Source organism: Gordonia terrae (assembly GCF_001698225.1).
Classification (GTDB): Bacteria; Actinomycetota; Actinomycetes; order Mycobacteriales; family Mycobacteriaceae; genus Gordonia; species Gordonia terrae.
The window spans coordinates 1110134-1132082 of record NZ_CP016594.1 but is presented as its reverse complement, the minus strand read 5'-3'; the positions used below and the strand labels follow the sequence as shown (position 1 = coordinate 1132082).

Genomic DNA, 21949 nt, shown 5'->3' with positions numbered 1-21949 from the left:
AGTTCAAACTAGAACACGTTCCACTTCGGTGGGCCGATTCGGCGAGATGCGCACCACTAGGCTCGAAGCTGTGACTGCCATGTCGCCCCCGGACCCAGCGGCCGCCCCGATCCACATCGACCACGACGGCCACCGCACGATGATCAAGTGGCACCGTGGCCGACGCCGCGCCGACGATCCGGCGTTCACCGCGACCCGCATCGTCGAGGGCATGCGTCTCGGCGCGAGCATCGAGATCGACCTCGTGATCCACGCCGAGCGCGGCTTCGCCGTCCTGCACGACCGCACCGTCGACCACGCCACCACCGGAACCGGCGCGGTGTCGACGCTCCCGGCGTCGTACCTGCGGGGGCTGTCTCTGCGGGACAACAGTGGCCACCCCGTCGACGAGCGTGTCCTCCTGCTCGAAGACCTGACCGAGCTGTTCGACGGTGTCGACATCGCGCCGACCGCGTCACTCCAACTCGATTTCAAAGAGGACGATGCCGCTCTCGATCCGGCGGCCGTGGAGATCTTCGCCCGCAGCGTCGGGCCCCACGCCCGGCACTACATCCTGTCCTGCGGCGACGCCGCGGCGGTCGAGACACTGACCTCGGCGGCTCCCGGAATCCGGATCGGTTACGACCCTTGCCATCACGGTGCCGCCGAAGCCGCGATCCGATCCGGGGACTTCGACGGCTTCGTCGACCGCGCGGTGGCGGCATCACCGGACGCCGAGATGGTCTACCTGGAGAACCGGTTGATCCTGGCGGCCGATCGTCGCGGCCACGATCTGATCGGCGCGTTCCACGAGCACGGTCGTCTCGTCGACGGGTACACGGTCACGCAGGTCGGGCCACGCGTCGCCCCGGACATCAGACGGTTGCTGGACTTGCGGATCGATCAGATCACGACCGACGATCCCGAGGCCCTGGCGACACTCGACCTCGACGATCCGGTGCGCGAGCCCGGTTCGCGGCTGGCTCGCTGGATCCGCGGTGCCGCCGGACGTTCAGACGTGGAGTGACCAGAACGGCTCGACCGGGATGTTCCGAATCGCGAACCAGGCCACCACGACCACGAGTACGACGACGCCGGAGTAGCGGAGATGCTGCCAGCTGCGAATCCGGCGGCCGGTCCACAGCCGCACGCAGTATGCCCCGAAGGCGACGAGCAGCAACCCCATCGCGAGCACCCCGACGGCGTTGTAGTGCAGGGCGGCCGGGACATCACCGTGGAGCAGCGAATAGATCGCGCGGAGCGATCCGCAACCAGGGCACGTCACGCCGAAGATCAGCTTGGTCGGACACACCGGAAGGGCGCCACCCGGTGTCGTCGGATCGCCGAACCACACGGCCGCACAGACCATCCCGGTACCGGCGACGACGGTCGCCGGCCCGAGGAACCGATGCTTCGAGAGGGCCGAGACCCGTCCGAGGACGGCCCTCTCGAAGCGCTCAGTACGTGGACGTGGACGCGGAGGCGCCGAGGAGGATGACAAAGAAGATGACATAGACGATGACGATCAGCACCCAGATGACGACCGACGAGATGGCACTCCACATCGCCCATTTCTTGGCCTCGTCGGCGGCCTTCTGCGCACCGGCGTAATCGCCGGCCGCCCACAGCTTGCTGACCGACGTCGACTTCACGATCGACACGATCCCGAGCGGCAGGCAGCACAGCACCGTGGCCAGGATCGCCCACACGAGGTTGTTGTCCGGCTCCGGACCCGCCGGGTTGCCGCCCGGGAATCCACCGTACGGCTGCTGTCCGTAACCACCCGCGCCGTAGTTCGGCGGCTGGTTCGGATCATAGGGGTAGCTCATCTGCGCCCTTTCGACTCGGTCAGAGAACTCAAGGAGCGTAACCGACCGCCACCGGGCGCGACACGTCTGCAAACGATATTGATTCCATTGACGTACAACGGAATCCTCGCAGGCTACAACGTTGCGAGATGCAACTAGACGGCGTCGCCGAACATCCTCGGAAGGGTGCCCTCGTGGACCTCGCGGAGTTCGGCGAGGGGCACCGAGAAGTAGTCCTGGACCTCGACCGCGTCGCTGCCCTGATCGACCACGCCGATCCGCGTCCAGGGCAGCGTGCGTGCGTCGAGCATCGCGGTGAACCGTGACTCCTCGGTACGCGGCACCGCGACGAGCACCCGGCCGGCCGACTCGGAGAACAACCAGACGAACGGGTCGGCGTCTTCGGGCAGCAGGATCCGGCAGCCGGTCTCACCGGCCAGGGCCGCCTCGACGACGGTCTGGATCAGCCCACCCTCGCTGAGATCGTGTGCCGCGGAGATCAGTCCGTCACGCGACGACGCGGTCAGGATCTCGGCGAGCAGTCGTTCCCGCTCGAGGTCGACCTGCGGCGGAACGCCACCGAGATGATCGTGGCTGACCTGCGCCCAGATCGAGCCGTCGAACTCGTCCCGCGTCTCACCCAGGAGGATGAGCGTCTCGCCCGGTTCGGTGCCGATCCCGGTCGGGATGCGTCGGTGCACGTCGTCGATCACGCCGAGCACACCGACCACCGGCGTCGGGAGGATGGCCGTCGCCCCGGTCTGGTTGTAGAAGCTCACGTTGCCGCCGGTGACCGGGATCCCGAGCTGTGCACAGCCGTCGGCGAGTCCGCGGACCGCCTGCTGGAACTGCCACATCACCGCGGGGTCCTCCGGCGAGCCGAAGTTGAGGCAGTTGGTGACGGCCTTCGGCGTCGCACCGGAGACGGCGACGTTGCGGTAGGCCTCGGCGAGCGCGAGCTGCGCCCCGCGGTACGGATCGAGGAAGGTGTAACGGCCCGACGCGTCGGTCGCCAGCGCGATACCGCGCCCGGACTCCTCGTCGATCCGGATCATCCCCGAGTCGGCGTGTTCGGCGAGAACGGTGTTGCCGCGGACGTACCGGTCGTACTGGTCGGTGATGAACTTGCGACTGCACAGCGCGGGCGAGGCGAGCATGGTCAGCAGCGTCTCGCGCAGCTGATCCGGTGTGCTCGGACGCTGCAGCGGTTCGGTGGTCGACGCGATGACGGTGTCCTGCCAGTCGGGTCGGGCGACCGGGCGCTCGTAGACCGGACCGTCGTGGGCGACGGTGCGCGGCGGCACGTCGACGACGGTCTCACCGTGCCAGGTGATGACCAGCTGATCACCGTCGGTGACCTCGCCGATGACGGTCGCGAGCACGTCCCACTTGCGGCAGACCTCGAGGAACTTCTCGACGTTCTCCGGCGTCACCACCGCACACATGCGTTCCTGCGACTCGCTGGAGAGCACCTCCGCCGGGGTCATGCCCTCGGCGCGCATCGGTACCTTCTCCAGGTCGATGTGCATGCCACCGTCGCCGGCCGCAGCCAGTTCGCTGGTCGCACAGGACAATCCGGCACCACCGAGATCCTGGATGCCCACCACGAGACCGGCGTGGTAGAGCTCGAGACAGCACTCGATGAGCACCTTCTCGGTGAACGGGTCGCCGACCTGCACGCTCGGTAGCTTCTTGCGGTTGGGCCGAGATCCCGCTGCACCACTGGACCCGCTCGCTTCGCTCCCGGCGTCCGCGTCGTCGAAGGTCTCCGACGCCAGCACCGACACACCACCGATGCCGTCGAGGCCGGTACGCGCGCCGAACAGGATGATCTTGTTGCCCGCGCCCGAGGCGAAGGCCAGGTGCAGGTCCTCCGTGCGCAGCACACCGGCACACAGCGCGTTGACGAGCGGGTTGCCCGCGTAGCTGGCGTCGAAGACGGTCTCGCCGCCGACGTTGGGCAGGCCGAGCGAGTTGCCGTAACCGCCCACGCCGCGCACCACGCCGTCGACGACGCGGCGGGTGTCCGGGGCGTCGGCCGGGCCGAAACGCAGCTGATCCATGACCGCGATGGGACGCGCGCCCATCGCCATGATGTCGCGCACGATTCCGCCGACGCCGGTCGCGGCGCCCTGGTACGGCTCGACGTAGCTCGGGTGGTTGTGCGATTCGACCTTGAAGGTCACCGCCCAGCCGTCACCGATGTCGACGACACCGGCGTTCTCGCCGATACCGGCGAGCATGCTCGCGCGCATCTCGTCGGTGGTGGTCTCGCCGAAGTAGCGCAGGTGCACCTTCGACGACTTGTAGCTGCAGTGTTCGGACCACATCACCGAATACATGGCGAGTTCCGCGTCGGTGGGCCGGCGGCCCAGGATCTCGCGGATGCGCGCGTACTCGTCGTCCTTGAGACCGAGTTCGCGGAAGGGTTGCGGATGATCCGGGGTCTGGGCAGCGGCTGAGACGGTATCCACCTGGGCACTCACTCTGATCAGTCTAGGCGGACGCGGGCGGTTCCGGCCGTCGGGGCGGTCCGGGTGCGGACCTGGGAGATCTGCACCCGGCGCCGGGGCGGTCTAGCGATAGTCTGTCCCCGGCGACCGCGCGGATGCGCCCGGGGAGATCGGTACAGGGGCTTCGGTACGCAGATGGGACGACACAGGGGGAAGCGATGGCCGATGTCCGCAAGGCGAGGGCGCTCTTCGAACTCGGTGTCCTGTCGCTGAACATCCCCGTCGAGGGCCAGGAGCCCGTCGACAATCCCGCCCAGGCCGCCAAGGCCTTCACCCGCGCGACGGAGTGGGATCCGTCCCTGGGTGACGCCTGGATCGGCAGGCTCGCCTGCGGCGACAACAGCAACGAGGTCCTACTGGGTCTCTATCGCGCACGCGGATCGATCGGCGCGGAGCAGCGCCGGCTCGGACTCCCGCCCGGCACGATCGCGGGGCGCTGGTACACGGGCATGATGATCGACTTCCCGGCGTCGAGTGCGGTCGAGGCGACCGCGGCCTATGCCGCCAGCCTGGTTCGCGGAGCGGACTTCGCCGGTGCCGAAGAGGTGCTCGACGAGGTGCCCCCGGCCCATCGCGTGCCGATCGTGGACTTCGTGCGCGCCTTCCTCCACTTCGCCACCCAGCGGTGGCCCGACGTCCTGACGTCGCTCACCAGGTCGGATCGGTGGAACGACCCCTACATGCAGGCCGTCGCCGACTTCATGGCCGGGACGTCGTGTGTGCACCTCGGCATGCTCGGCGAGGGCATGCGCCGACTGCAGAACGCGGTCGACGGCCCGATCGCGGCCTGTTCGACACAGGCGATGTTCGTCTACGGCCTCGCCCTGCGCGAGCAGGGCCAGGAAGACAAGGCCAAGGCGATGTTCGAGCAGGCCTATGCCCGCGACCCGTCGCTCGCGGCCGCGGCCGAGGCCATCCGCTCGCCTTCCCTCCGCGTGACCGCGACGACTCCCGAGCAGATCGCCGAGCGCACCGACCGATGGGACCCGAAGTCGGTGCCCGATCGCGCCGAGACCCTGGTGTCGGGGTCCGGGGATCCGGACGAGCAGAGCTCCCTGGTGACCGAGGCGCAACGCGAACTGGCCGAACAGATCGGGCTCGACTCGGTGAAGCAGCAGGTGGCCAAACTGCAGTCGACCGCGACGCTGGCGAAGGTCCGCGCCGACCGCGGGTTGTCGACGTCGGCGCGCAGCCTGCATCTCGCCTTCACCGGACCGCCCGGCACCGGCAAGACCACGGTGGCGCGCATCGTCGCCAAGATCTACTGCGGCCTGGGGTTCATCAAGTCCGACAAGGTGGTGGAGGCGACCCGCCGTGACATGGTCGGCGAGCACCTCGGCAGCACCGCGATCAAGACCTCGGCACTGATCGACTCCGCGATGGACGGTGTCCTGTTCATCGACGAGGCCTACACCCTGATCCAGCAGGGATTGTCCGGCGGCGACGCGTTCGGTCGCGAGGCCGTCGACACGCTGCTGGCGCGGATGGAGGACGACCGCGACCGGCTCGTCGTCATCATCGCCGGCTACGACTCCGAGATCGATCGGTTCCTCGCGTCCAACGACGGCCTGGCCTCGCGCTTCGCCCGCCGCGTGCGCTTCGACTCCTACACTCCCGACGAGCTCGCTCGTATCGCTGAATTCATTGCGCGCAAGCGGGACTCGTCGCTGACCCGCGAGGCGATGACCGAGATCGAGCAGGCGTGCGCTCCGCTGTACCACGATGTCCGCGAACACCAGGGCACCGTGCGGCGCGCCACCGATCTCGCCGGCAACGGTCGCTTTATCCGCAACATCATCGAGGCGGCCGAGGAGGAGCGCGAGTTCCGCCTCAGCGGTGCCGGCGATTTCGACGCACTCAGCCAGGACGACCTCATGCGCATCGAGACCGCCGACGTCCGGTCGGCCATCTCGGGCGTCCTCTCCGGGCTCATGCGCTGAATGCCCCACCGACCCACCCCGTCGGCCCGGACAGCACCGCCCCCATCCGCTGGTTGAGCCGGCACCGAGCCCATCCGCTGGTTGAGCCGGCACCGACCCCATCCGCCGGTTGAGCCGGCACCGACCCCATCCGCTGGTTGAGCCGGCACCGAGCGAAGCGAGGAGCCGAGTCGAAGCCACGAAGCCACGAAGCCACACCGACCGCCGATCACAACACCACCGCTGCACATTCCACGAGGAGCCCTGCATGTCTGTACCCGCCCGCAGTTTCCGCCCGACCCGGCTCGCCGCGGGCCTGACGATGACCGCGCTGGCGATGCTCGCGGTCGGCGCGTGCTCGTCCGATGAGCCCGCGCCCGCGCCTGTACCCGAGAGCGGGGTCTCGACCACGAGCGCCACCGAGACCAGCAGCCCCGCCACATCCGCGACCACCAGCCGGACGACTGCATCGCCGTCGCGCGGCTCCGACACCGGGACCGGCGCCGCGTCGACGATGACGTGCGCGCAGTTCCGCGAACTCGACGACGCGGAGCGCGCGGCGGTTCTCACCGAGCTCGACGTGACCGCGAATGTGCAGCAGGTGGCGACCGTGGCGGCGACGGTCTGCCTGAGCCGGCCCGACGACACCATTGCCGCTGTCGTCGCCGAACTGGTCCCGCGCTGATAGTTTCGGCGTCTATGAGCACTCGTCCGTGGACCCTGCTGCACGGCCCGCTGTTCAGCCGCGACAACCCGCTCGACCGCAAGCACGCCGCCCCACGGATCAGCGCCTACATCTACGGCAACATCCTGATCCTCGCCGTCCTCATCCCGCTGCACGTCGAGGACGACTTCGTGGGGATCGCGATCCTCGCCGGCACGGCCGCGTCGACCTTCATCGCGCACGTCTTCGCCGAGGGCGTCTCCCGCCGGGTCTCCGACGGAAAGGTACAACCGACGCGATCAGAGGCGCTCGGCCATCTCCGCGACTCGGTGCCCATCCTGACCTCGGCGCTCCTGCCCTGCGCGATCCTGCTGATCGGGCTGATCGGCTGGATCGAGCCCCGTACCGCCCAGCTCGTCGCCGAGATCGTGATCCTGCTGCGCATCGGCGGCACGGTGTTCGTCATCGATCGACTCAACAACGAACGACCCAGTCGGGCAACGCTTCTCAGTGCCAGCGCAGTCACGCTGGTGGCGACCGTGATCGTCGTGATCAAGGTCGTGGTCACGCACTAGCACCGCGGGGCTCAGCCGCCGGCGCCCTCGGTGGTGACCGTGAGGATCACCTCGGTGAACTCGGGCCGGCAGATGACGAGGTCGGGCAGGTAGGTGTCCTCGTTGTTGTAGACGAGCGGCGAACCGTCGATCCGCCCGCACCACAGGCCCTTCGCCTTCGCGACCGCGACGGGCGCGGCCGAATCCCATTCGTACTGGCCGCCGGCATGGACGTAGGCGTCGGCCTCGCCGCGCACGACCGCCATCGCCTTCGCCCCGGCGGACCCCATCGGCAGCACCTCGCCGGCCATGGCCGCGGCCACCTCGTCGGCGAAGGCCGGTGGCCGCGAACCGCTCACGACGACGCGCGGGACACCGGTGCGGGGCCGCGAGGCCAGGCCCTCCACCGGTTCGACGATCGAATCGTCGTCGAGATAGGTCACCCCGAGTGCCGGGAGCGCCACCGCACCCGCGATCAGCCCGTCGTCGGCCGACCAGAGCGCCACGTGCACCGCCCAGTCGGTACGCCCGCCACCGGGCTCGTAGGTGCCGTACTCGCGCGTGCCGTCGACCGGATCGATGATCCACACCCGCGGCGCCGACAGCCGCGACTTGTCGTCGGCCGACTCCTCGGACAGCACGGCATCCTCCGGCCGCTCCTGTGCGAGACGCCCGAGGATGAATTCGTCGGACCGGCGGTCACCCTCCTGACCGAGCTCCTTCCCCGTCAGTCCGCTGGAACGCCGGATGTCGAGCAGCAGTTCACCTGCGGCGGTGGCCAGTTCGCCCGCCAGGGCGCGATCGTCGGTCACGGGGTTCCTCTCGGTCGGGATACCGGTGGCGCGGCAGGGCTCGGCGCCGGGTGGCAGAGCGCACTCACAGACCCAGGTTACGGAAGACGAGGTCGGCGACCTCGGACGGCGGACCGTCGTCGGGCGTGATGAGGAGATCCGGACTCGACGGCCGCTCGTAGGGCGAGTCGATGCCGGTGAACTGACTGATCTCCCCCCGGCGGGCGCGGTCGTAGAGCCCCTTCGGGTCGCGTCGCTCGCATTCCGCGAGCGGGGTGTCGACGAAGATCTCGTAGAACGGCAACCCGCGCTCGGCGTGGATCTCGCGGGCCCGCTGCCGTTCTTCGGCGAAGGGGCTGATGAGCGAGACGATCGCCACCGATCCCGAGTCGGCGAACAACGCTGCGACCTCACTGGTCCGGCGGATGTTCTCCCGCCGGTCGTCGTCGGAGAAGCCCAGATCCGAGTTCAGCCCGTGCCGCAGGTTGTCGCCGTCCATCAGGTATGCCGGACGCCCCTCGGCGACGAAGCGCCGCTCGAGTTCGACCGCGAGCGACGACTTGCCCGAGCCGGACAGTCCCGTCAACCAGATCGTGGCGCCGCGGTGCGGACGGTGCTCGCGGTCGACCTTCGTCGCCTGCCACACGACGTGGCTGTCGTGACTCACCGGCGCCGTGATCATCCCGGCACCGACGGTGCGATTGGTGGCCTCGTCGATCAGGATGAAGCTGCCCGTGTCCCGGTTGCGGCGGTAGGAGTCGAAGGTCACCGGTTCCTGGGTGTGCAGGACGACGCGCCCGATCTCGTTCAGCGACAGTCCCTTTGCCTCCTCGTCACGATGCAGCGAGTTGACGTCGAGGCGATAGTTGAGCCCGTTCACCTGCGCTCGGGTCAGCCGGGTCCCACACAGCAGCTGATACCTGTTCCCCGGGCGGAGCTCGGCGTCGTCGGCGAACCAGCACACCATCGCGTCCAGATCGCGCCCGACGTACGGACGGTTGTTGGGCCGCGCCAGCATGTCGCCGCGCACGATGTCGATCTCGTCGGCGAGTTCGACGGACACGGCCATCGACGCGAAGGCCTCGTCGACCGGCTGGCCTCCCGGCGCCCAGATCTCGGTGATCGTGGTGCTGAACCCGCTCGGCAGGACAACGATCTCGTCGCCCTTGGCGAGCACCCCGCCGGCGACCGTACCCGCGTAGGCCCGATGGTCGGCACCGTCGCTGCGCTGCGGCCGGATGACGTATTGGACGGGGAGACGGGTGTCGATCAGGTTGCGGTCGGACGCGATGTAGACGTGTTCGAGGTGATTGAGGAGCGGCCGCCCCTCGTACCACGGCATCGCCGCGGACTGCTCGACGACGTTGTCGCCGCGCAACGCCGACATCGGGATGAACGTGAGATCCACGACGTTGAGCTTGGTCGCGAAATCGACGAAGTCCGCACAGATCTCGTCGAAACGCTCCTGCGACCAGTCGACGAGGTCCATCTTGTTCACGCAGACCGTCAGATGTGGGATGCCGAGCAACGACGACAGGAACGCGTGCCGACGCGTCTGTTCCAGTACGCCCTTGCGCGCGTCGATGAGGATCATCGCCAAGTCGGCGGTCGAGGCGCCGGTCACCATGTTGCGCGTGTACTGCACGTGACCCGGCGTGTCGGCGATGATGAACTTCCGCCTGGGCGTGGCGAAGTACCGATAGGCGACGTCGATGGTGATGCCCTGCTCGCGTTCGGCACGCAGCCCGTCGGTCAGCAGGGCGAGGTTCGCGTACTCGTCACCGCGCTCGGCGCTGGTGCGCTCGATCGATTCGAGCTGGTCGGTGAAGATCGCCTTCGAGTCGTAGAGCAGCCGGCCGATGAGTGTCGACTTGCCGTCGTCCACCGAGCCCGCGGTCGCCAGACGCAGCATCTCCGTCGCGCCGCCGACGGCGTTGAGGTCGCCCATCAGAAGTAGCCTTCCTTCTTGCGGTCTTCCATCCCCGACTCGGAGATCCGGTCGTCGGCGCGCGTGGCTCCCCGCTCGGTCAACCGGGTGACCTCGATCTCCTCGATCACCTTCATCACGTCGTCCGCGCCGGACAGCACACAACCGGTGCACGTGGCGTCGCCGACGGTCCGGAACCGCACGGTCTCGGTCCGCACCTCCTCACCCGGGAGTTCCTGCAGGAAGCGGGTTTTCGCGAGCAGCATGCCGTCGCGCGGGATCACCTCGCGCTGGTGCGCGTAGTAGATCTCCGGCAGATCGATGTCCTCGGCGGCGATGTATTGCCAGATGTCGAGCTCGGTCCAGTTCGACAGCGGGAACACCCGGATGTGCTCCCCCTTGGCGTGGCGCCCGTTGTAGAGGCGCCACAGCTCGGGTCGCTGCTCGCGCGGATTCCACGCGCCGAACTCGTCACGGAAGCTGAACACGCGCTCCTTCGCCCGCGCCTTCTCCTCGTCGCGCCGGGCCCCGCCGAACACGGCGTCGAAACGGTTCTCGGTGATCCCGCGCAACAGCGCCGCGGTCTGCAGCCGGTTGCGGCTGGCACCCGGGCCGGTCTGCTCGACGACCCGCCCGGCATCGATGTCGTCTTGCACCGAGCTGACGAGAAGGCGGACCCCGGTCTCGGCGACCACGCGATCGCGGTATTCGATCACCTCGTCGAAGTTGTGCCCGGTGTCGACGTGCATGAGCGGAAACGGGATCGGCGCCGGCCAGAACGCCTTCCGCGCCAGATGGAACATCACCACGGAGTCCTTGCCGCCGGAGAACAGCAGGACCGGACGTTCGAAGGTCGCGGCGACCTCACGGAAGATGTGGACCGATTCGGCCTCCAGCGCCGCGAGGTGCGAGAGCTCGTACCCGCGATGGTGCGGACGACCATCGGTTGTGGACTCGGCGCGATCCAGACGACGTTCGCCGTCGGCATCGATGGTGATGGCCACCGGAGCAACCCCCTTGACATGTCGAATATTCGACACTAAGTGTTGACAATGTGACACAAACCGTAGGTGACTTCTCTGCCGCGCGTCAACCGGCACGTGCGGCGTCACCGCCCACCGCCCGGGTCGTCCGCATCGTCGAGCTACTCGCGGGCGCCGAGCAGCCGTCGATGACCCTGGCCGAGATCGTCCGTCAGACCTCGATGTCGCGCGCCACCGCGCATGCCGTCGTCTCCGAGCTCGTGGAGTGCGGCTGGCTGATCCGCGACCCGTCGGCAGGCACCTTCGCCGTCGGACCTGCCTTCGTCGGTCTCGTCCGCAATGCCGACGGCGCCGACCACCTCGTCCGCTGGGCCACCTCGGCGGCGCGCGAGCTCTGCGACCGTTTCGCCGTACCGTCCTTCGTCGCCCGCCGCACCTCGGCGGACGCGGTGACGCTCGCCTCGCACGCCTTCCCGCCCCACGTCGCACCGGAGACCGCGCAACATCCCTGGTTGCGCAACGGCAGCCGCATCCGATTGCGTCCGCCGATCTGCCGAGAGTTCATCGCGTTCGACCCGGACGAGACCCGTTCGAGCTGGATCGCGCAGGCCGCCGAATCCACCCGGACCCGCCTCCGCATGGTGCTCGACGTCGTCGCCGAACGCGGATATTCGATCGAGCGGATGACCGACGACCACGTGGCGATGATCGAGGCCCTCAGTTCCCTCGACACCATGTCGGACACCCTGCGTGCGCGGGTCGGCGACCTGCTCACCGAGCTGTCGGTCATCGACTATCTACCCGAGGAGATCGACGCCTGCGCCACCGACGGCACGGGTGTCCCCGTGGTCACGATCGGCTCACCCGTCTTCGACGCCGCCCGGCGAGTGGTCGCGGCGATCGTCGTGTGCCCGAACAGGACCCTCGGTGTCGACGAGCTCCACACCCTGGGCGAGGAGACGCGCGCGGCCGCAGACGGGATCTCGCTCCACCTCGGACGAGAAGACAATCGGCCGATCGAATGAACTCGCCGCGCCGAAATCGCCACGAATCGGGCTTTCTGCGGGAAACTGACCGATGATCGCGCGACGCGATCATCGCCACCAGCAAGGGAGTCGAGACATGCCCAGCACGAAGACGATCACCCGGTTGGCCGCCGCCGCCATCGCACTGACCTCGGCCGCCGGCCTCGGGGTCGCAGCCACCGGCGATGCGAACGCGGTGACTCGCGAATACCCGCTGTCCAACTGCGTCGGCGTGAGCCCCAACGTCGTCGACGTCCCGTTCCTGGCGCGTCGCGCCATCGTCAGCACGTATGCCGGAAACGCCTACATCGCCAGCGACTTCACCAGTTACTTTCCCGGCGGGTATCAGTCCTCGGCCCGTCTCGACTGGCACAATCTCGCCACCGGCAAGCGCGGTTCGAAGGTCAGCAACGTGCGGGTGAACCCGCCCTACCAGGGCGTCCACTACTTCGTGATCCCCGTCAACCAGATCGGCAAGGGCCGCGTCAACGTCACCTTCGGCGCGGTCAACCGGAACGCACTCTGGAGCATCCCGTCGACGAGTTGCAGCGGGAGCATCGTCATCTCCTGACCCCGCTCGGGCCACCGATGACTTCCGGCGGCACCCTGCTCCCCAATCTGAAAAGCGACCCCCATTGCCCCCTGAGGAGGCCCGGAGCTTGCGGAGGGCGCGTTCAACTGCCCCCTGAGGAGGCCCGGAGCTTGCGGAGGGCGCGTTCAACTGCCCCCTGAGGAGGCCCGGAGCTTGCGGAGGGCCGTCACGAAGGGTCCGGCGACCGGGTTTGCGAGACCCTTCGTGACGCTCGCAAGCTCGCTCCTCAGGGAGCAGAGAGATCATCGGATGGTTCTCGGCGCCACCACGTTCCGCGAGTTCGTCGAGATGATGCCGGCCGACCCCGAGGGCACCGCCACCGACGAGATCGATGAGTGGCCCACCCTGATGCGCGATGCCCGCGACGGTCATCCGCCAGCCTCGTGGACTTCGTCCGGGTGACGATCTTTCCGGTGATCAGCGGCACGAGCGGCACCGAGCCGGTGATCGGCGCGGCCACGGACTTCGACCTCGATCTCGTCGACAGCCGCCTCCTCGACGGCCGGATCCAAGAACTGACCTACCGCCTCACACCGCACGCCTGACGCCGCCGATCGCCGTCACCGACTACCAACCAAGCACTTGCTAGGTTAGGCTCGGTGGCATGAGTGACCCCGTCATCCCACCCCCGCTCGGACCCGACGATCTCGGCCCGGACACCTCCCCGGTCGCCTACGAGACCGGCGGACCCGAGGGCGCGGTGGCCTATGTGACGCTGAATCGCCCGGAGTACCGCAACGCTCAGAACTCGGTGATGACGTATTCGCTCGACGCGGCGTTCCGCAAGGCCGTCGACGACGCCGCGGTCAAGGTGATCGTGCTTCGGGCCAACGGCAAGCACTTCTCCGCGGGCCACGACATCGGTACGCCCGAGCGCGATTTCGACACCTTCTACGAGAACGCCGCCGTCCTGCACTGGGACCACACCGACAAGACCGGCGCCGATCAGCGTCTCGCCCGCGAGATGGAGGTCTACATGGGGATGTGCCGCCGCTGGCGCGACATCCCCAAACCCCTCATCGCACAGGTTCACGGCGCGTGCATCGCCGGCGGCCTCATGCTCGCGTGGATCTGCGATTTCATCGTCGCCTCCGACGACGCGTTCTTCTCGGACCCGGTCGCGCGGATGGGTATTCCCGGCGTCGAGTACTTCGCCCACGCCTTCGTGCTCGGCCCGCGCCGGGCGAAGGAGATCCTGTTCACCGGCGAACGCTTCACCGCCACGCAGGCAGCCGACTGGGGCATGGTCAACCACGTCGTGCCCCGTGAGGCGCTCGAGACCAAGGTGGACGAGATCGCCGAGAAGGCCGTCGCCATGCCGATGCAGGGTCTGTTCCTGAGCAAGAAGGCCGTCAACATCTGCGAAGACCAGATGGGCCTGCGCAATTCCATGGACTCGGTCTTCGGCTGGCACCACTTCGCCCACGCCGCCAATTCCGAGGCGGGCGGCGACTCGCTCGGCGGTATGGACGCGAAGTCGATGAAGGCGTCGGCATCGACCGGCACCGCAGCGGGATCGGGGAGCTGACGTGGACCTGCTCTTCGACGACGCCGCCGACGCCTTCCGCGCCGAGGTCCGCGCTTGGCTGGCCGATCATGTTCCGCGCGAACCACTCCCGTCGATGGACACCGCCGAGGGATTCGAGGCGCACCGCGAGTGGGAGCGGACGATGGCCGCCGACCGGATGTCGGTCGTCAGCTGGCCGGAGGAGTACGGCGGCCGCGATGCGCCCCTGCTGCACTGGGTCATCTTCGAGGAGGAGTACTACCGGTCGGGCGCGCCCGGACGCGTGAGCCAGAACGGCATCTTTCTCCTCGCACCCACGCTGTTCGAGCACGCGAGTCCCGCTCAGCTGGAACGCATCCTGCCGCGGATGGCCAACGCCGACGACATCTGGGGGCAGGCCTGGAGCGAACCCGAGGCCGGCAGCGACCTCGCGTCGCTGCGGTCGACCGCCGTCCGCACCGATGGCGGCTGGTTGCTCAACGGGCAGAAGACCTGGAGTTCGCGATCGAGCTTCGCCGATCGGGCCTTCGGCCTGTTCCGCACCGACAAGCAGGCGCAGCGCCACAAGGGGCTCACCTACTTCATGTTCGACCTGCGCAGCGAGGGCGTGACCGTCCGGCCGATCGCACAGCTCGACGGCGAGGCCGGGTTCGCAGAGCTGTTCTTGGAGAACGTCTTCGTCCCCGACGATCCGTCGAGTCCGGGCGAGTCGGGTGTCATCGGCGAGGTGGACAACGGGTGGCGGGTCGCGATGAGCACCGCCGCCAACGAGCGCGGGCTGTCGCTGCGCGCACCCGGCCGGTTCCTGGCCACCACCGACCGCCTCGTCGAACTCTGGCGGTCGAACCGGGATGACGTCCCGCCGACGGCGAACACCGATGCGCGCGTGGCGGATGCGTGGATCGGGTCGCGCGCCTACGAACTTTCGACCTACCAGACGGTGAGCCGCCTCGCGGCCGGCGGCGCGCTCGGCATGGAGTCGTCGATCAACAAGGTCTTCTGGTCCCAGTGGGACATCGCCGCCCACGAGACGGCGCTCGACCTGCAGGGTCCCGCAGCCGAACTCGACGATGCGTGGACCGACGGGTACCTGTTCTCGCTGTCCGGACCGATCTACGCGGGCACCAACGAGATCCAACGCAACGTCATCGCCGAGCGACTGCTCGGCCTTCCCCGCGGAGATCGCTGATACCCATGGACTTCCGACTCACCGACATCCACACGGACCTCGCCTCGACGGTGGACGCGATGCTGGGCAAGGCCGACATGCCGACCGCCACGCGCGCCTGGGCGGCCGGCGACCGCGCGGCCGTCGCCAAGGTCTATTCGCAGCTCGCCGATGCGGGCATCAGTGGACTGCTGATCGATGAATCACACGGCGGCAGCAGTGCCGGGGCGGTGGAGATGGTCGTCGCCGTCGAACAGCTCGGACGCCATTGCGCCCCGGGGCCGATCGTCGAGAGCGTGGCCGTGTTGCCGATCCTGCTGCACGACGCCGACGTGTCGGGTCCGCTCAGCGACCTCGCCGAGGGCCGGCTGGCGACATGCGCGATCGGCCCCCTCCAGCCATTGGCCGCGGACACCGCCTCCGCCGATGTGTATCTCGTCCACGCCGGCGTGCTCTCGCGCGCGACGGTGCAGAGCACCGAGGCGTCGGTGGACGGCACCCGCACCTTGTCCCGGGTCACCGCCGGGGACGTACTGGCGACCGGGGTCGATGCCTCCGACGCGGCCGACGCGGGTGCCCTGGCCACTGCCGCGCAGTTGCTCGGTCTCGGTCAGGCGATGTTGTCCATCGCGTCGGAATATGCGCAGTCACGCAAGCAGTTCGGCCGTCCGATCGGGTCCTTCCAGGCCGTCAAACACCATCTGGCGGACGTGGCGATCGCCCTCGAGATGGCCCGTCCCCTCGTCCACGCGGCCGCCCTGGGCATCGACGGACAGGTGCCGGAGGGCACCGACGTCTCCCGTGACGTGTCCGCGGCCAAGGTCGCGGCCGCCGAGGCCGCCGACCTCTCGGCCCGCCGCTCGCTGCAGGTGATGGGTGCGATCGGCTACACCGCCGAACACGACATCTCGCTGTACATCACCAAGACCCGGGCGCTGCTCAATGCCTGGGGCTCCCCCGCCGTCCACCGCCAACGCATCCTGGAGACGCTGTGACCGTCAGTACCGGCACCGAGAGCCCGGCGATCAGCGCCGAGGAACGGGAGGCACTCGCCGAGGCGGTGCGGGATCTGCTGCGCCGCCGCGGCGATTCGACGGCGGTCCGCGCCGCCATGTCGGCCCCCGGGCGGATCGACTCGAGCCTGTGGCAGACGCTGTGCACCGAGATCGGCGTGGCCGCGCTGGCGATTCCCGAGCAGTTCGGCGGCGCCGGGGCCTCGTGGGCGGAGTCGGCCGCGGTACTCGAGGAACTGGGCGCCGCACTGAGTCCCGTCCCGGCGCTCGGTTCCGCGTTGGCCACCGGCACGATCCTCCTCGCGGCCGACGATGACGCGTCCTCGCGACTGCTCCCCGCCCTGGCCGCCGGTGAACGGACGGCCGCGGTGTGCTGGGCCGGCGAACGCGGCTGGCAGATTCCCGGCGTACGCGCCGACGCCGGACTCCTCTCCGGGACTGCGCACTTCGTCGTCGACGCCGAGTCGGCGGACGTGCTCCTCGTCATCGCGGCCGGTCCCGGCACGCATGTGACCCTGCACGAGGTGGCCGCCGATGCGGACGGCGTGTCGGTCTCGCCGATGCCCGTCCTGGACCCGACCCGAGCCCTGTCGTCGGTGCGTTTCGACGAGGTCGCATCCACGGCGATCCCGGCACCGGACGATCTCGCGACCCGCCTCCGCGCGCTCGCGTGGGCCCTGCTGTCCGCCGAGCAGGTCGGGGGCGCCCAGCGAGCCCTCGACCTCACCGTCGACTACACCAAGTCCCGCAAGCAGTTCGGCCGCACCATCGGGTCGTTTCAGGCACTCAAACATCGGATGGCCGACATGTACGTGTCGGTGGAGACGGCGCGGTCGATCGCCCGGGCCGCCGTCGCCGCGATCGCCGCCGACGATCCCGATGCCGGTGACCTGGCACTGGCCGCCCACGTGTACTGCTCCGACGCCTACCGTCGTGTCGCGGGCGAGGCGATCCAGTTGCACGGCGGGATCGGCATCACCTGGGAACACGACATCCAGCTGTACTTCAAACGCGCTCAGGCGACCTCGCAGATGTTCGGCGCGCCGCACACCGCCGTGGCCGAAGTGGCCCGCGCACTACACTGACCGACCTCAGCTCCCGCGCTGCCGCCGCCGTGCCAGCATCCGCTCGATCGGGTCGGTCAGCAGCAGTAGAAGCAACGGCAGATTCCCGCTGCGCGGGAACACGATCGCGACGACCAGTGCGACCGCGAGGATGATGAGCGTGCCGATTCCACTCGACGAGGCAACCCATCGGTCGGTGGCGTCGTCGTCGGCGAGCAGTTCCCGGTGCCGTCGGCCCCATTCGGCGATCCCGATGAGCGAGCTCACCGAGACGGCCAGCACACCGATGTAGAGGATGTTGGCCTGTTCGATGTGGGCGCCGTCGATGAGGGCCGTGGCGAAGGGCAGCGCCACGATCGTGAGCAACCAGACGAAGTGGAGATTGATCAGCGTGTGGTCGTAGGCGCGGAAGTACTCCATCGTCTGATGGTGCTGGCGCCACAGGATCCAGATGACGCCGAAACTGATGATGAAGCTGACCAGTTCGATCGAGCTGTCGGACACCACGTCCGCGACGGACGAGTCCTCACGCAGATCGTTGGCGATGTCGACGAGCGGGAGCACCAGCAGGGTCAGTGCGATCGCGACCACCGCGTCGGCGAATGCGATGAGCCGGCTCAATCCCTCCGGCGACTGTCGGTTCTCCGGTTCTGTCATGCGATGCACTGTAGAGCGCCCGACCGGCCATCGGGTTCAGACGGCGAAGGCCGCCTCGACCGTCGCCTCGTCGAGTCCGTAATCGGCGAGTTGATAACGGTGCTGGGGTTTGCGCGCCCCCGTCTGGCTCTCCTCGTCGAGAGCGGTGACCGCGGCCCGCGCCGCCTCCGACATCGGGGTGTCGAGCGTCGCGTAGACGCGTTCGACGGTGCCCATCGGGTCCGACCGCAGGTCGGTGAAGTCGATGTCCAGGAACTGGGCGGGGTCGTAGCGCTTGCGCGCCGCCGAGAACTCCCGGAGTCCGCGTGACCACAACTCGAGCTGGTCCTGGCCGACCTGCGCACCGGTGAACGTCGTCGACCATCCCGGGGTGGCGTGTTCGGCCAGGCTGCACATCGACGCGATCAAGGTACTGGGCGGCCGGTGCGTCTGGATCACCAGGGCATCCGGGTACGCCGCCATGAGCGCATCGAGGGCGAACAGGTGACTGGGGTTCTTCAGCACCCACCGTTTGCCGGGATCGTTGAGGCCGATCAGCTGCAGGTTCTTGCGGTGCCGGAGGTACGCCGACGTCCAGTCCTGGCGGCGGAGCCACTGCGAATAGGTCGGGACGTGCGCCAGCGACTCGTACGAGATCGACATGACGCTCTGCCGGAGCAGCTGCCAGCATTCCTCGACCTCGCCGGCGTCCATGTAGTGCAACCCCATGAACTCGGGGTTCTCGACGTGGTGCTGTTCGAAACCGGCCTGGATCTGCTGATAGACCGGGTTGTCGGCCCAGGCGTCGCGCGGCGGCCGCGGTTGCGGGAACTCCGCGAGCCACATCTCGACGCCCTGGTGGGCCGGGTCGGCGGCCAGAAGGCGGTGCAGCGCAGTCGTTCCGGTGCGCGGCAGACCGGTCACGAAGATCGGCCGGGTCACCTCGACATCGGCATACCCGGGGTTGGCCTTCCACGACGCCTCGCTGAGCAGCCGGGCGATAAGCGCACCCTTGAGGAAGAAGCGGAACATCTTGCTGCCCACTTCGGTCAGTCCGGCCTCGGACCGATACGACTCCAACAGGATGCCCAGGGGTTCCAGGTAGTCGGTGTCGCCGAAGTCGTCGAGGCCGGTCGCGCGGGTCGCCGAGGAGTGCAGGTCCTCGATCGTCCCGACGTCGGTGCGTGCCGCACTAGTCATGGTATTCACCGCAATTCACATCGAGGGTGTGCCCGGTGATGGCGCGCGCCATCGGTGAGGCGAGGAACACGACGGCGTCGGCGATCTCGTCCGGCTCCGGCAACCGTTTGAGGTCGGACTTCGACGCGGTCTGTTCATAGACGTCATCGGGCGAGATCCCGTACTTCTTGGCGACCTCCCCGAAGTACCACTTCAGCTGGTCATCCCAGATGTAACCCGGCGCCACCGAGTTGACGCGAATGCCCTTGCCGCCGAGCTCCGACGCCAACGACTGCGACATCGCCAGCAGCGCCGACTTCGCGATCTTGTAACTGCCGTAGCGGGGTTCGGAGTGTCGGATGACCATCGAGTTGATGTTCACTATCGAACCGTCGGCCTGCGCCAGCGTATCGGTGAACGAGCGGATGACCCGCAGCGTACCCAGCACGGTGACGTCGATGCTGCTCGCGATCTGGTCGAAGTCGGTGCGGGACAACGGCTTCATCGACGGGAGCGCGAAGGCGTTGTTGACCAGCACGTCGGCGCGGCCGAACTCGGCGACGGTGGTGGCCACCAGGTTGTCGACGGCGGCGTCATCGGTGATGTCGGCCGGGACGACGAGACTGGTCCCGCCGGCGGCGTCGATCTCGGCGGCAACCTCTTTCAGGCGCGACTCGGTGCGGGCGGCGAGGACGACCCGCGCCCCCTCCGCGGCCGCGCGCAGACAGATCGAGCGGCCCAGTCCCGGACCGACACCCGAGACCACGACCACCTTGTCGGCCAGCAGGCCCCCGGGCGCACTCATCCCAGCATCCTCTCGGCGAAGGCCCGCTGGCGTGCCGCGATCCGTTCGGCCCAGCCGTCGGCGTCGATCTTGTTGAGGTCGAGGTGCGGCAGGTGGGCGGGCACGTCGTCGAACGCGACGACCTGCGCGGTTGGGCCGAGGTCCGGACCGATCGGCGAATCGCTGCGCTGCCAACGGAATTGCAGAATGCCCTTCGCCCGTCCCGTCGTCTCGATCCAGTTCGCGACGCCCGGGTCACGGTGCGACACCACCATGCGGATCAGGCCGTCCGGATCCACTTGTGCCTGAGCCGAGTTCAGACTCGTCTGATGGTTGACGTAGTCCAGCGAGATGTACCACATGCTGCCCAGCTGGAAGCCCTGGTACGGGGCGTCGGACCGCGGGATGGTGATGACCATCGCCTCGTCGGGGCCGAGCCGGAAATGACCGACCGAGGAGAACTGCGTACTGAGCCCGCCGGGGGTCTGCCGCGGCTCGGTGAAGGTGTTGACCGGCTCGTCGAGGTAGAACCACTTCGGAAAGTTGAACCAGGTGTTGATGCGGGCCGTCAGCATCTTGCCCGCCGTCGCGTACCGGCGCGACACCCGTGCCAGGTCCGGCTCCGCCGGCGCGGTTCCGACGGTGTCCACCCGTTCGATGGTGATCGATCCCTTGCGTTCGGACCAGTCGGAGTAGACCTCGCGCACCGCGAGCATCGAGGCGCCCTCGCCGAGCGGGAAGTAGTCGTCCGGCGCGTCCGGGATGGGCGGGCCGAAGGTCAGTTCATACGAGCCGTCGGAGGCGATCGTCAGTCGGCGGTCGTCGAAGGCGTCCTCGCCGCCCGGCACCGACGACGCCGTGTAGTCCCCGCGCAGCACCTGAAAGCTCAGATCCGCTGTGCTACCGCGGCGTCCGCGCACGCGATAGGTGCCGGTGGGCTCGACGTCGGCGTGGTAGTACAGCGTGTCCGGGTTGTCCAGGCCCATCTTCGTCGACGGCCCGGTGGACGTCACGAAGTTCGGGTGCGAGAGGGACCGGGCTCGCACCAGCTGGACGATCGCGGCGATGCTGCCCGCGAGATAGTCGTAGCCCTCGGCGAGGTCCTGGTCGGTCTCGGCGAAGTCGGCCGACGCCACCAGCCTCTCGGCCTCCGCGATCGCGTCCAGGAGCGGCTGCGTGACCAGTGGTGGTGCGGAACTCGCCGTGTCGGTGCTTGTCGTATGGGTGCTCGTCGCGTCGTCGTCGGTCATAGCCAGGTGTCCCCGCCCGTCCATGTCAGGAAATTCTCCAGCTCTGCCTGTGCGGGCGTGACCCGCGGGTGTTCGGTCGACAGGTAGCCGCCACGGTAGAACAGCAACGGCTTGTCCTGCAGCACTTCTCCGAGGGTCAGCGCGCGCCCGATGACGATGTGGTGGTCGCCGCCGTCGGTGACGCTGTCCACGTCGCACTCGACCCAGGTGAGTCCGTGACGGATGACCGGAAGGCCGGCCGGCGACGGGTCCCAGGTGATGTTTGCGAACTTGTCGTCACCGGGGGCGCCGAACGCCGCGCTGACGTCCTGCTGCCGGTTCGACAGCACGTTCACGCAGAACTTGCCCGTCTTCTCGATCACCTTCCAGCTCCGGGAGGTCTTCATCGGGCAGAACAGCACTAGTGGCGGGTCGAGCGACAGCGCGGCAAAGGACTGGCAGGCGAAACCGACCGGCTTGCCCTCGTCGTCGAGCGTGGTGATGACGGTGACCCCGGTGCAGAACTGGCCCATCGCGGTCCGGAACTGGCGGGAATCGAAGTCGGCGGACCCGTATGGCGACCGCGGTTGCTGGGTCTGGGCGTCCGAGGGCAT

General features: G+C 68.3%; 23 protein-coding genes. 12 read left to right on the top strand and 11 right to left on the bottom strand.

The window, feature by feature from the left end:
* Positions 1-79: 79 nt before the first annotated feature.
* On the top strand, positions 80-1006 hold the full coding sequence (locus BCM27_RS05220) for a glycerophosphodiester phosphodiesterase (protein ID WP_033204405.1): 927 nt from the start codon (positions 80-82) through the stop codon (positions 1004-1006).
* Here BCM27_RS05220 and BCM27_RS05215 read toward each other — a convergent pair.
* The 3 genes from BCM27_RS05215 to purL form a co-directional block, all read right to left on the bottom strand.
* Positions 992-1348 carry a DUF2752 domain-containing protein gene (locus BCM27_RS05215; RefSeq protein ID WP_004023150.1) on the bottom strand — a complete coding sequence of 119 codons (357 nt, stop codon included), beginning with the start codon at positions 1346-1348 and terminating at the stop codon, positions 992-994. The genes BCM27_RS05220 and BCM27_RS05215 overlap by 15 nt on opposite strands.
* Before the next feature lie 88 nt (positions 1349-1436).
* Complete coding sequence (locus BCM27_RS05210; RefSeq protein WP_004023149.1) at positions 1437-1808, bottom strand: CD225/dispanin family protein; 372 nt, start codon at positions 1806-1808, stop codon at positions 1437-1439.
* Between the two features lie 134 nt (positions 1809-1942).
* Positions 1943-4273 carry a phosphoribosylformylglycinamidine synthase subunit PurL gene (purL, locus tag BCM27_RS05205; protein WP_004023148.1) on the bottom strand — a complete coding sequence of 777 codons (2331 nt, stop codon included), beginning with the start codon at positions 4271-4273 and terminating at the stop codon, positions 1943-1945.
* Positions 4274-4458: 185 nt separating this feature from the next.
* Here purL and eccA point away from each other — a divergent pair, with 185 nt between their 5' ends.
* The 3 genes from eccA to BCM27_RS05190 all read left to right on the top strand — a co-directional run bounded on the left by eccA (position 4459) and on the right by BCM27_RS05190 (position 7458).
* Entirely contained in the window at positions 4459-6240 is a 1782-nt protein-coding gene (gene eccA, locus BCM27_RS05200) for a type VII secretion AAA-ATPase EccA (protein ID WP_004023147.1), read from the top strand.
* A gap of 247 nt (positions 6241-6487) precedes the next feature.
* On the top strand, positions 6488-6904 hold the full coding sequence (locus BCM27_RS05195) for a hypothetical protein (protein WP_004023146.1): 417 nt from the start codon (positions 6488-6490) through the stop codon (positions 6902-6904).
* Positions 6905-6918: 14 nt separating this feature from the next.
* A complete protein-coding gene (locus tag BCM27_RS05190) occupies positions 6919-7458 on the top strand; it encodes a hypothetical protein (RefSeq protein WP_004023145.1) in 540 nt (179 codons plus the stop codon).
* Between the two features lie 11 nt (positions 7459-7469).
* Here BCM27_RS05190 and BCM27_RS05185 read toward each other — a convergent pair whose 3' ends face one another.
* The 3 genes from BCM27_RS05185 to cysD all read right to left on the bottom strand — a co-directional run bounded on the left by BCM27_RS05185 (position 7470) and on the right by cysD (position 11123).
* The gene (locus BCM27_RS05185; RefSeq protein WP_004023144.1) at positions 7470-8249 is read right to left on the bottom strand and encodes a 3'(2'),5'-bisphosphate nucleotidase CysQ; all 780 of its coding nucleotides are present in this window, start codon (positions 8247-8249) and stop codon (positions 7470-7472) included.
* Between the two features lie 64 nt (positions 8250-8313).
* Positions 8314-10176: an adenylyl-sulfate kinase gene (gene cysC, locus BCM27_RS05180; RefSeq protein ID WP_004023143.1), complete on the bottom strand. Its 1863-nt coding sequence runs from the start codon at positions 10174-10176 to the stop codon at positions 8314-8316.
* Positions 10176-11123, bottom strand: coding sequence for a sulfate adenylyltransferase subunit CysD (gene cysD, locus BCM27_RS05175; protein ID WP_172622084.1), 948 nt, complete (start codon positions 11121-11123; stop codon positions 10176-10178). Before cysD ends, cysC begins: the two co-directional genes overlap by 1 nt.
* Positions 11124-11209: 86 nt before the next feature.
* Between cysD and BCM27_RS05170 the strand changes: the two genes are divergently transcribed.
* From BCM27_RS05170 to BCM27_RS05145, 8 genes are all read left to right on the top strand, one after another.
* Positions 11210-12163: an IclR family transcriptional regulator gene (locus tag BCM27_RS05170; RefSeq protein WP_004023141.1), complete on the top strand. Its 954-nt coding sequence runs from the start codon at positions 11210-11212 to the stop codon at positions 12161-12163.
* A gap of 97 nt (positions 12164-12260) precedes the next feature.
* Positions 12261-12734, top strand: a complete 474-nt coding sequence (locus tag BCM27_RS05165; protein ID WP_004023140.1) for a hypothetical protein — start codon at positions 12261-12263, stop codon at positions 12732-12734.
* Positions 12735-13004: 270 nt separating this feature from the next.
* Positions 13005-13157 (top strand): hypothetical protein, encoded by a 153-nt coding sequence (locus BCM27_RS25730; RefSeq protein WP_004023138.1) that lies wholly within the window; start codon positions 13005-13007, stop codon positions 13155-13157.
* Positions 13154-13300: a hypothetical protein gene (locus BCM27_RS25725; protein ID WP_156036618.1), complete on the top strand. Its 147-nt coding sequence runs from the start codon at positions 13154-13156 to the stop codon at positions 13298-13300. The genes BCM27_RS25730 and BCM27_RS25725 overlap by 4 nt, the downstream gene beginning before the upstream one ends.
* 59 nt (positions 13301-13359) lie before the next feature.
* A complete protein-coding gene (locus BCM27_RS05160) occupies positions 13360-14283 on the top strand; it encodes an enoyl-CoA hydratase (protein WP_004023136.1) in 924 nt (307 codons plus the stop codon).
* Between the two features lies 1 nt (position 14284).
* Positions 14285-15451 (top strand): acyl-CoA dehydrogenase family protein, encoded by a 1167-nt coding sequence (locus BCM27_RS05155; protein ID WP_004023135.1) that lies wholly within the window; start codon positions 14285-14287, stop codon positions 15449-15451.
* A 5-nt stretch (positions 15452-15456) separates the two neighbouring features.
* Positions 15457-16425, top strand: coding sequence for an acyl-CoA dehydrogenase family protein (locus BCM27_RS05150; RefSeq protein WP_004023134.1), 969 nt, complete (start codon positions 15457-15459; stop codon positions 16423-16425).
* A complete protein-coding gene (locus BCM27_RS05145; protein WP_004023133.1) occupies positions 16422-17528 on the top strand; it encodes an acyl-CoA dehydrogenase family protein in 1107 nt (368 codons plus the stop codon). The genes BCM27_RS05150 and BCM27_RS05145 overlap by 4 nt, the downstream gene beginning before the upstream one ends.
* 6 nt (positions 17529-17534) lie before the next feature.
* On the opposite strand, the gene BCM27_RS05140 is transcribed toward BCM27_RS05145, so the two are convergent.
* From BCM27_RS05140 to hsaB, 5 genes are read right to left on the bottom strand one after another with little or no spacing between them, the layout of a single operon-like run.
* Positions 17535-18164 carry a TMEM175 family protein gene (locus BCM27_RS05140; RefSeq protein ID WP_033204400.1) on the bottom strand — a complete coding sequence of 210 codons (630 nt, stop codon included), beginning with the start codon at positions 18162-18164 and terminating at the stop codon, positions 17535-17537.
* A gap of 36 nt (positions 18165-18200) precedes the next feature.
* A complete protein-coding gene (locus BCM27_RS05135; RefSeq protein WP_004023131.1) occupies positions 18201-19343 on the bottom strand; it encodes a sulfotransferase family protein in 1143 nt (380 codons plus the stop codon).
* The gene (locus tag BCM27_RS05130) at positions 19336-20127 is read right to left on the bottom strand and encodes an SDR family oxidoreductase (protein ID WP_004023130.1); all 792 of its coding nucleotides are present in this window, start codon (positions 20125-20127) and stop codon (positions 19336-19338) included. Before BCM27_RS05130 ends, BCM27_RS05135 begins: the two co-directional genes overlap by 8 nt.
* Positions 20124-21356, bottom strand: coding sequence for a hypothetical protein (locus BCM27_RS05125; protein WP_033204398.1), 1233 nt, complete (start codon positions 21354-21356; stop codon positions 20124-20126). Before BCM27_RS05125 ends, BCM27_RS05130 begins: the two co-directional genes overlap by 4 nt.
* On the bottom strand, positions 21353-21949 hold the full coding sequence (hsaB, locus tag BCM27_RS05120; protein ID WP_004023128.1) for a 3-hydroxy-9,10-secoandrosta-1,3,5(10)-triene-9,17-dione monooxygenase reductase subunit: 597 nt from the start codon (positions 21947-21949) through the stop codon (positions 21353-21355). Before hsaB ends, BCM27_RS05125 begins: the two co-directional genes overlap by 4 nt.